The organism is uncultured Porphyromonas sp., from assembly GCF_947254915.1.
GTDB lineage: Bacteria > Bacteroidota > Bacteroidia > Bacteroidales > Porphyromonadaceae > Porphyromonas.
The window spans coordinates 43,867-53,800 of record NZ_CAMYEZ010000001.1; the positions used below are offsets into that span (position 1 = coordinate 43,867).

7 protein-coding genes are annotated in these 9,934 nt (G+C 52.7%); all 7 read right to left on the reverse strand.

Annotation, left to right across the window (positions count from 1 at the left end):
- Window positions 1-64 precede the first annotated feature (64 nt).
- Window positions 65-1,537: a hypothetical protein gene (locus tag Q0X57_RS00150; protein ID WP_297725882.1), complete on the reverse strand. Its 1,473-nt coding sequence runs from the start codon at window positions 1,535-1,537 to the stop codon at window positions 65-67.
- A 12-nt stretch (window positions 1,538-1,549) separates the two neighbouring features.
- Window positions 1,550-3,340 carry a hypothetical protein gene (locus Q0X57_RS00155; protein WP_297725885.1) on the reverse strand — a complete coding sequence of 597 codons (1,791 nt, stop codon included), beginning with the start codon at window positions 3,338-3,340 and terminating at the stop codon, window positions 1,550-1,552.
- A 756-nt stretch (window positions 3,341-4,096) separates the two neighbouring features.
- A complete protein-coding gene (gene tsf / locus Q0X57_RS00160) occupies window positions 4,097-4,921 on the reverse strand; it encodes a translation elongation factor Ts (RefSeq protein WP_007365248.1) in 825 nt (274 codons plus the stop codon).
- A gap of 11 nt (window positions 4,922-4,932) precedes the next feature.
- Window positions 4,933-5,823, reverse strand: coding sequence for a 30S ribosomal protein S2 (gene rpsB / locus Q0X57_RS00165; RefSeq protein ID WP_297725890.1), 891 nt, complete (start codon window positions 5,821-5,823; stop codon window positions 4,933-4,935).
- Between the two features lie 231 nt (window positions 5,824-6,054).
- Window positions 6,055-6,441 carry a 30S ribosomal protein S9 gene (rpsI, locus tag Q0X57_RS00170; RefSeq protein WP_007365266.1) on the reverse strand — a complete coding sequence of 129 codons (387 nt, stop codon included), beginning with the start codon at window positions 6,439-6,441 and terminating at the stop codon, window positions 6,055-6,057.
- Between the two features lie 14 nt (window positions 6,442-6,455).
- A complete protein-coding gene (gene rplM / locus Q0X57_RS00175; protein ID WP_297725895.1) occupies window positions 6,456-6,911 on the reverse strand; it encodes a 50S ribosomal protein L13 in 456 nt (151 codons plus the stop codon).
- 750 nt (window positions 6,912-7,661) lie between these two features.
- Window positions 7,662-9,934, reverse strand: a 2,273-nt coding sequence (ppdK, locus tag Q0X57_RS00180; RefSeq protein WP_297725898.1) for a pyruvate, phosphate dikinase, incomplete at its 5' end; no start/stop codon positions are given.

Genomic DNA, 9,934 nt, shown 5'->3' on the forward strand with positions numbered 1-9,934 from the left:
GATAGACCTATCCACAGCGCAGAGGCTCTGTTATTTTGTTAAAGCAGGTTGCTAGGGCAGGTTGCTAGAGCTGTACTTTGACCTGCTGAGTGCCCGTAGCCTGCGTGATGACCATCAGGTAGAGACCCTCTGGGAGCTTGTGCGAGATCATCTCTCCCTCAGCTACACTAGGGTAAGAGGCGCATAGGACGCCGTCACTGCTGTAGAGCGACACCTCAGCGCTACTCTCCAAATGATGCAAGCAGAAGTGCCCCTCGCTGACCGCTACCCGCACCGCTGTCATTGCAGCGCTTGGTGTCTCAACGCTCAGCGCGCTCCCAGCTATCTTACAGCGGGTGAAGTACTTCACACTAACCCCGTCAAACTCGGTGAAGAATCCACTCACGTAGAGCCAGCCCGCAGGGTCGTAGGTAAGTCCTGAGACAATCTGGTTCGGTCCCTTGCCAAAGTCAAAGTCTGGCGTCAGTGCCGCCCCCGTCTTGTCCAGAGCGTAGACAAAGCTCCTCTTAGGAACCTGGATGTCTCCGCCACCGATTATGATATATTGATCGGTCACGACCAATCCGTTGATCATATCCTCAGCATCGGGGATGGAAAAGTCATACACCTTAAAGCCATCTATGGGCGTCCCGTCCAGATGTAGCGCTGTCATCAGAGGCGTCTTCTGACCGAACGACTCATAGAAAGAGCCCGCCACCAGTAGCGTGTCAGCACCCTTCATAGCTAAGGCGCGAGGCCCGCCAAAGTCAAACTTAGGCTTCGCAAAGCTCTCGTCATACTTTCCCTGAGCATCAATGTGAAAGAGCCTCTTATTGAGCGGAGAGCCGTTGTATCCATTGATCATGCCACCGAAGTAGATATCTCCCGAGGGTAGAAGCACCGCTCCGTCCACATAGGGAGAGCTCTTGAAGTAGATCTCCTTGTCTGTCGGGAGGAAGCTCTCGTCACGCACACCTGCAGCGCTAAAGCGAGCAATCAGCGGAGCGAGCTTGCCGTTGACCCTGTTGAAGCCTCCTAAGACATAGAAGGAGTCATCAGGCGACACCAGTAGCTTGTTGGGCTGTAGATTCCACTTGTACTGACTCGTGTGAGCTGAACCATCTAGGGTGATGGCATTGTCATTCTTGAAGGTCGTATCCAGCGAGCCGTCCTGACTAAGACGTATGATCTGACCCACAGGAGTATCATTGTACGTGGTGAAGACCCCGAGTACGAGGATCTTGCCGTCAGACTGTAGAGCTATATGTGTCACCACGCCATTGACGCCCGTACCTCCCGCGTTAAAGGATCCGTCCGCCGATCCGTCCGCATTAAGACGCATGACACCAGTTACCTTTCGTCCACCCACATGCTCGAAGGTACCACCGATGAGGACCTTGCCATCCTTAAGCGGGATGACAGCCTGCGGATTGGCGTCTAAATCAGGTCGAAAGTTTGTGTCTACTTGCCCATTCTGGAGCTGATCCTGCGCCGTAGCGCCTAGGGGTAGCCCTAGACAGAGACCTAGGACTAGGAATGTGTAGAGAATCTTCTTCATATCACTCATTATTTATAGGTATAACTTCTGAATCCACACACGACCATCCTCAAAGGTCGCAGCCACTAGGACAGCCCCCTCGGCAGAGACGACATGCTCCGTAGCGGTAGTGGTCGATGCGTAGAGCTGTGTCCCAGCCATATCCCATACGAATAGGCTGACTGGTTGCTCTGCCGTAAAGCGGGTCACGCCCTCCTCGGTAGCAATACGCAGATCGCTCGGAGCGGCAAGGACAGGATCGTTGGCTGTCGGCTTATAGTTTAGTGCGAAGAGTGGCCATAGCACAGGCTCTCCCGTAGTGCGATGTTTGGCCAGCATACCAAAGACGGTCAAGTCGCCAGAGGGATTGACCTCTTTATTGGCCAAGAAGAGGAAGGGGAAGAAGTTTTGCATCTTCATCGACACGCCCGTGCTGTCCGTAATGGTGATATCATCTAGCGCCCCAAAGCGATAGGGGACCTTCGAGTCTGTGCGTGGCTTGATCCTCACATTCTGGATAGAGACGGGAGCGTACATATTGTATTCCACATTGTCTAGCAGATCCTTGATACTCTTGGTCGTCCGGTTGTCAAACATGAAGGGATGATCCACCTCCTCTAGCGTGCTGGGCGCATCTACCTGAAAGTAGATATTGTGATCACGCTCCACCAGCTGCCCCACGATGCGCTTAGCAAGGAGCACCTTCTCAGGCGGATTGCCATAGATCGGGTCATGTAGCCGAGGGTCAAACATCATAATCCCCTTCTCACCGTCCCAGAGCCACTTCTCGGGTGTCACAGGCACTGTCATATTGACCAAAGTCTTCTTCTTGTCAAAGATCACCTCGTAAAAGCCTCCCACGGGAGCTTGTAGTAGCTCCTCTAGCGAGTGTAGCTGTGTAGTCTCCTTGACCGTGAAGTAGGTTACATGCTCCTCCAACTCTGGGTACGGCTTTCCCGTGGCTATGTTCATAAAGCGTAGCCCTATGGTATGCTTGCCAGGCTGCAAGTTGCTGTAAGTAATCAGCGAGTCGACAGAGTTCAGCCGCCAGTGCTGCGTGGCGGGCTGGTCGTCGAGACGCGCCTCTATATAAGAATTGAAAAAGTCCGAGTCCCCTTTGGGGTCTCCCATCATCCATTCATCACCGAAGGTCAAGATATGGTAGGAGACAGAGCTCTGAGCTGTCTCAAAGCCACTCCGTATATTCGCTGGATAGACACGCCAAGGGTTGCGTATGGGAGCGCCCTCACCCGTATCGTAAAAGGATATGTCATCTAGCATAATGCGCCATCCCACACCTTTCGTCTTGTCTGGATCATTGAAGATAATCCTAAAGCGGAAAGAAGGAGCAACAGTATCAATCCGCTCGTACAGATCGTTCGTTACTGTTGTGGCATCAAAGATGATCTCCTTCTCCGCCCAGCTCTTACCTCCGTCGAAGGATTCCTGAGCAAACCAACTTTTACCCGCATTGGAGATTAGTGCGTCCGTCCACCCTTGGGTATAAGAGACAGCTACTTGTGTCCCACGGATCGGATCTATCGCTTCGATCATTGCCGGTACGTCGCCTACGTAGCCCGCCGTCAGCTCAAGCGCTTTCTTGCCAAAGGGTATATTAGCCTTCGGGTCATCGACGATGCGACCGTTGACGATGCGCCAGCGCACCCCTTCGATCTCAACCGTATCATCCGTAAATGTCTGCACCTCCATCTCCTCAAAGCCCGTCTTATAGCACGGTACAAGAGGCTTGGGTGTCTGTGCCATCACTGGCCATGTCAAGGTCGCCACTAGAAGGACGACAAAGAGTAGTAATCCTCGATTCACTGCTTATCAGGTTTTTTAGTTAGTGCTACGATAGTAGGGGCGTAAGGCTAGTCACCTATCTTGTCAAGGAGTAGCCCTGCGGTCTCTAACTCAGGTGCTAAGGTAATAAAAAACATCAAACTATGCTATAAACGGGAAATATTACGAGCAGTATTCGTCTTTGGCTTAACGGGAGCTGATTCACAACAAAGGTAACTCCAGTGGGCTCCAGCGAAGAATTGCGAGATTGCTCGATAGGCGTTTGGAATCGCTCAGCGAGGAACGGAAAAATTCTTCGGAACTTTGATTTGCTTCTTCCGAAGTTTCATTTCATTCTTCCGATGTTTTATTTCGCCCCTCGGTGGAGAATTTTCGTTTCCTCGTAAGCTATTGGCAGATTCCTCGCTGGAAGTTAGGGAGGGGAGGGACATCTCGGTTGGAGACTGTTGCATAAAGGCGGATCACTGTGTTGCTTTCGGGATTCGGCTTTGGTCTCATACGGAGGCATGTGCCCTTCAGACATCACCCTCAGCGCCTTGCGCTTCATCCTTTCTGCAAAGTCAGGACAATCTTGCTTGCAAGATTGTGGGACTGTTGACTTTTGCAACAGTCTCGGTTGAATTTTGATGCGGAGTAGTTATCGTTTTTATGGGAGGTGCGCTAAGTCGTAGTGCACAACGAACGAAGCCCCACACACCTTGAGAGGTGTATGGGGCTTTCTCAATTAAGCTTCATAGCCACCCACAGGGGGGCGACTACTTATCCTCAGTATTGACTTTAGTCTTCGTTCAGATTGACACGCTTGAAGCCTGTAGCAGTCAGCGTCTTAGATGCGGTGTGCAGATAGCTCTGTACATCCATCTTGGGCTCACGTACGAAGGGCTGGTGTAGGAGTGTGTTCTCCTTGTAGAACTTCTGGATGGAGCCCTCTACGATGCGCTCGCAGATAGCCTCAGGCTTGCCACTCTCACGAGCACGATCCATAGCGACCTTGCGCTCCTCCTCAAGGACATGAGCTGGGACGTCCTGCTCTGAGACTGAGACAGGATTCATCGATGCTACCTGCATAGCGATCTCACGACCCATCTCTGCGTCGATAGCCTCGTTGAATGCGACGATAGCTGCCAGCTTATTGCCGAAGTGGATATAGGATGTGGTGTAGGGAGCCTTGAGGAACTCGTAGTTGCCCAACTCCATCTTCTCACCCGTGCTACCGATGCGGTCGGTGATGTGATCTGATACCGCACGACCATCCGCTAGTGGGAGCTTGAGGAGATCCTCCTTGGTGGCGGGTTGCTCCTTCATAGCTACATCTAGGATCTGCTGTGTGAGGGAGATGTGCCCCTCGTTCTTAGCAACGAAGTCTGTCTCGCACTGGAGAGAGACGATGGCTGCAAAGCCCTCGCTATGTGCAGCTAGGACACAGCCCTCGGTAGCTTCGCGATCTGAACGCTTAGCTGCGACAGCCTTACCCTTGGCACGTATGATCTCGATAGCCTTCTCAAAGTCACCAGCTGTCTCGTTGAGTGCATTCTTGCAGTCAGAGAGACCTGCGCCGGTCATCTTACGAAGTTTCTTGATATCTTCTATTGTTACGCTCATGGTGTATAGTATTATTGTTGATTAGCTGCTTCCTCATTAGCTGGAGCAGTCTCTTCAGCGACCTGTGCGACCTCCTCTACGGTCTCGGGAGCCTCCTCGCTGTGCTCTTCCTCATTGGCTGGGCGGATACGCTCACGACGAGCACCTGTGCGCTGACGACGACCAGAGGGTGCTAGCTCGGCAGCCTCCTCGGCCTCTTTCTCTGCCTTGATAGCCTTGTACTCAACCTGACCCTCGTTGATGGCCTGACACATGGCAGAGACGATGAGCTCGATAGCCTGTGTAGAGTCGTCATTAGCTGGGATGACGTAGTCAATATCCCTGGGGTTGGCGTTGGTATCAACGATAGCAAAGACGGGGATACCTAGGCGCTGAGCCTCTCGGATAGCGATATGCTCACGCATAACGTCTACGACGAAGAGTGCGTTGGGCAGACGGTTCATATCACGGATAGAGCCGAGGTTCTTGTCTAGCTTAGCCTGCTGGCGGTCTAGCTGTAGGCGCTCACGCTTAGATAGGTTGTTGTAGGTGCCATCCTCACGCATCTTGTCGATCTGACCCATCTTCTTGACGGCCTTGCGGATCGTGGGGAAGTTGGTAAGCATACCTCCTGGCCAACGCTCTGTGACATAGGGCATCCCTACGCTCTTAGCGAGCTCAGCGATAGGCTCCTTAGCCTGGCGCTTGGTACCGACGAAGAGGATCTTCTTGCCAGAGCTGGCCATATTCTTGATGATCTCGGCACACTCGTCGATCTTAGCGACTGTCTTGTGCAGGTCGATGATGTGGATACCGTTGCGCTCCATGAAGATGTAGGGAGCCATGGCGGGGTTCCACTTACGTGGCATGTGGCCGAAGTGTGCACCAGCCTCTAGGAGCTGGTCAAATGATACTAGTGACATAGTAGTCTCAGTGTTTTTTCGTTTACGTTCTTGTGTAATAAGCAATCGCAGGGTAGGGCGTCGGAGGTCTAGCCTTTCTAAAGTCTAACTTCTAAAGTCTAAAGTCTAGTTCCTAGCACGCCATCGATGCAATTTAGATACTAAACGCGAAAGATCGTGCGGGGTGTGCCGTACCACAGGAGGAGTACCAGAATGGATCCTCCACACTGCGAGGGCATACCCCCAGCACCATCAACGCTTGCTGAATTGGAATCTCTTACGAGCCTTAGGACGACCTGGCTTCTTACGCTCTACGACACGTGGGTCGCGAGTTACGAGACCAGCAGCACGAAGTGCAGCCTTGTCCTCAGGATTGATCTTGATAAGCGCACGAGCGATACCAAGACGAGCCGCCTCGCTCTGACCCTTGAAGCCACCACCAGCGAGATTGATTCGGATGTCATACTTGTCAGCTACCTCAAGCTTGACGAGAGGCTGCTTGACAATAAACTGAAGTACAGAAGAGGGGAAGTAGCTGGCAATATCCTTCTTATTGATTGTGATCTTGCCTGAGCCCTCGGTGAGATATACGCGGGCTACCGCAGCCTTACGTCTACCTATAGCATTGATTTGTTCCATCGTTTACCGCGTATTTATTTATATGAATTGATATCAACCTTACGGGGCTGTACACCCTCCATAGTGTGATCGGGACCGTCGAAGACCCGGACGTGCGTCAGCAGCTCAGCACCGAGCTTGTTCTTAGGGAGCATACCCTTGAGGACCTTCTCAAAGAGCTTGCGAGAGCTCTTGTTTTGGAAGTCTCTTGGAGAGAACTCCCTCTGACCTCCAGGATAGCCTGAGAAAGTTAGATAGCTAGGTGTGTCCCACTTGTGACCAGTGAGCTCGACCTTGTCGGCATTGATGATGATGACATTGTCGCCACAGTCTGCATGTGGTGTAAAGCAGGGCTTGTACTTGCCACGCAGTATCTTAGCAACAATAGAGCAGAGACGTCCGAGACGCTGCCCCTCGGCATCTACCACGAGCCACTCCTTCTGAGCTGACTCCTTGGTGGCGGATTGTGTTTTATAGCTTAATGTGTTCACGCTAATTGTTTGATTGGGATTAATACAAAAGGAGATCTCCCTAGGCGCAGGCTCCTCGAGCTCCCCGATGAGGACTGATCTTCAAAGACGCAGTCACCCCTGGGGCTGTCGTAAGGGCTCTGTTCACCTGTCGGTAGGCTATCAATGGAGCGTGGACGCACTCCGTATAAACCGACACAGATGCCCGTGCGACGCTCTTGTGAGGTCAAAAGCTTGCACTGGTTATCTCATTTCGATAATAATCAGCACCGCAAAGGTACAACTATTTTGCAAACTGACAATAAACTAGTCCGAAAGAAGCAGGGCTGACGCATTATAAGTCTCTCTTGTAGGGAGTACATTTGATGACCTTCAAGGGAGTATACAGCTAGATTCCTGCTATACAGCGCCATAGCTACTCGCACATCTCCGTTGATCCCAATCTCTCCCGAGGAAATCGGGGATCTCCAGGGAGCAAACGAGAATTCCCCACAGAACCAGGAAATAAAAGTTTGGAAGAATGAAATGAAACTTCGGAAGAAAGGAATCGAAGTTCGGAAGAATTTTTCCGTTCCTCGCTGGATAATCCAAGATCTTCACCGAGGAATCCTTTGATTTCCTTGATAGTGCCGTAGATGTACTCATCCTGAATTATGCATCGGTCCTGCCGAAACAAGAAAGCAACTCTCTAGAGGCTCCGACGAGGGAGCGACTCCTGAGAGTTGCTTTACTATTATGTATAGCTCAGCGAGCGAGGCTCGCCTGCGCTACTTACTTCTTGTCCTCAACGGCTGCACGAGCTGCTGCGAGACGTGCGATGGGCACACGGAAGGGTGAGCAGCTGACGTAGTTGAGACCGACACGGTGGCAGAACTCTACGGATGAGGGATCACCACCATGCTCGCCACAGATGCCGAGCTTGATCGTAGGCTTGGCTGAGCGACCCTTTTCGGCACCCATTTGTACCAACTGACCTACACCTCTCTGATCTAACTGCTGGAAGGGGTCTACCTTCAGGATCTTCTTGTCCAGATAGGTCGGTAGGAAGGTATTGACATCGTCACGAGAGTAGCCGAAGGTCATCTGCGTGAGGTCGTTCGTACCGAAGGAGAAGAAGTCAGCCTCCTTGCCAATCTCGTCAGCCGTCAGTGCTGCGCGTGGCACCTCGATCATAGTTCCTACGAGGAAGTCGATACGATCGCCCTGCTCCTTAAAGAGCGTCTCAGCGGTCTCACGGATCACACGTGCCTGCTGCTTGAACTCCTCGACGACACCGACGAGGGGTATCATAATCTCAGGATGCGTCTCGATGCCCTCCTTCTTGAGCTCCAGACAAGCGCCTAGGATAGCGCGCGTCTGCATCTCGGTGATCTCGGGATAAGTGTTGCCAAGACGACAACCACGGTGTCCGAGCATTGGGTTCAGCTCGTGGAGCTGCTCGACGCGGTCATGGACGACCTTAGGCTCGACGCCCATAGCCTTCGCGAGCTCTACCTGACCGCTCTCGGTCTGAGGTACGAACTCGTGGAGAGGTGGGTCTAGCAGACGAACGGTGACGGGGAGCCCCTTCATCGCACGGAAGATACCCTTGAAGTCCTCTGTCTGGATCGGTAGGAGCTTTGCCAAAGCCTTGCGACGCCCCTCAGTGTCTGTAGCGAGGATCATCTCACGCATTGCCTTGATCTTGTTGTCCTCAAAGAACATGTGCTCCGTACGGCAGAGACCGATACCGACAGCGCCGAAGGCACGTGCCGTAGCAGCATCGTGAGGCGTATCAGCGTTGGTGCGGACAGCGAGCTTGGAGTGCTTGTTGGCTAGCTCCATGAGTTGGCGGAAGTCAGCATCCATCTCAGCAGCCTTGGTCTCAACCTGACCCTCGTAGATCTCACCCGTAGAGCCGTTGATCGAGATGAAGTCTCCCTCGCGAAGGACCTTATCATCGATAGTTACGGTGCGAGCCTTGTAGTCTACGATGAGTCCACCAGCACCTGTGATACAGCACTTACCCATACCACGAGCCACAACAGCTGCGTGTGAGGTCATACCGCCACGAGCCGTAAGGATACCCTGAGCCACGCTCATACCTGCGAGATCCTCGGGCGAGGTCTCGATACGTACCATAATCACATTCTTGCCTTGCTCGTGCCAGCTAGCAGCGTCATCGGCAAAGAATACGATCTGTCCGGTAGCTGCGCCTGGAGAAGCGGGCAAACCCTTGCTCAGAACCTTAGCAGACTGTAGCGCCTTCTTGTCAAAGACGGGGTGTAGTAGCTCATCGAGCTTAGCAGGCTCCACACGTAGTAGTGCCTCCTCCTCAGATATCAGCTTGTCGCGAAGAAGATCCATAGCGATCTTGACCATCGCCTGACCCGTACGCTTACCATTACGCGTCTGGAGAAGCCATAGTTTGCCCTCCTGCACGGTAAACTCTAGATCCTGCATATCGTGATAGTGCTCCTCAAGCTTGTGCTGTATCGCATTTAGCTCAGCATATATATTGGGGAAGGTCTCCTCCATAGAGGGGTACTGAGCCTTGCGAGTTGCTTCATCGATGCCAGCACGCTCAGCCCAGCGACGAGAACCTTCTATTGTAATCTCTTGAGGCGTGCGGATACCAGCGACGACATCCTCGCCTTGTGCATTGACGAGGTACTCACCGTTGAAGAGATTTTCGCCAGTAGCAGCATCACGAGTGAAAGCCACACCCGTAGCAGATGTGTCGCCCATATTACCGAAGACCATCGCCTGTACGTTGACAGCGGTACCCCAGTCATCGGGTATACCCTCCATCTTACGGTAGAGGATCGCACGGTCATTCATCCATGAGCCGAAGACCGCCATGATAGCGCCCCAGAGCTGCTCGTATGGATCTGTGGGGAAGTCGTGACCCGTAGCCTTCATGACCGCAGCCTTGAAGCGCTTGACTAGATCCTTGAGGTGGTCCGTGGTGAGCTCGTTGTCGAGCTTGACGCCAGCCTCCTTTTTGACCTCCTCAATGATCGCCTCAAAGGGGTCAATGTCGTCCTTGTTGACTGGCTTCATAC

Coding starts and splice junctions, on each gene's coding strand:
- Q0X57_RS00150 (WP_297725882.1), bottom strand. CDS start 1,537: ATGAAGAAGATTCTCTACACATTCCTAGTCCTAGGTCTCTGTCTAGGG.
- tsf (WP_007365248.1), bottom strand. CDS start 4,921: ATGAGCGTAACAATAGAAGATATCAAGAAACTTCGTAAGATGACCGGC.
- rpsB (WP_297725890.1), bottom strand. CDS start 5,823: ATGTCACTAGTATCATTTGACCAGCTCCTAGAGGCTGGTGCACACTTC.
- rpsI (WP_007365266.1), bottom strand. CDS start 6,441: ATGGAACAAATCAATGCTATAGGTAGACGTAAGGCTGCGGTAGCCCGC.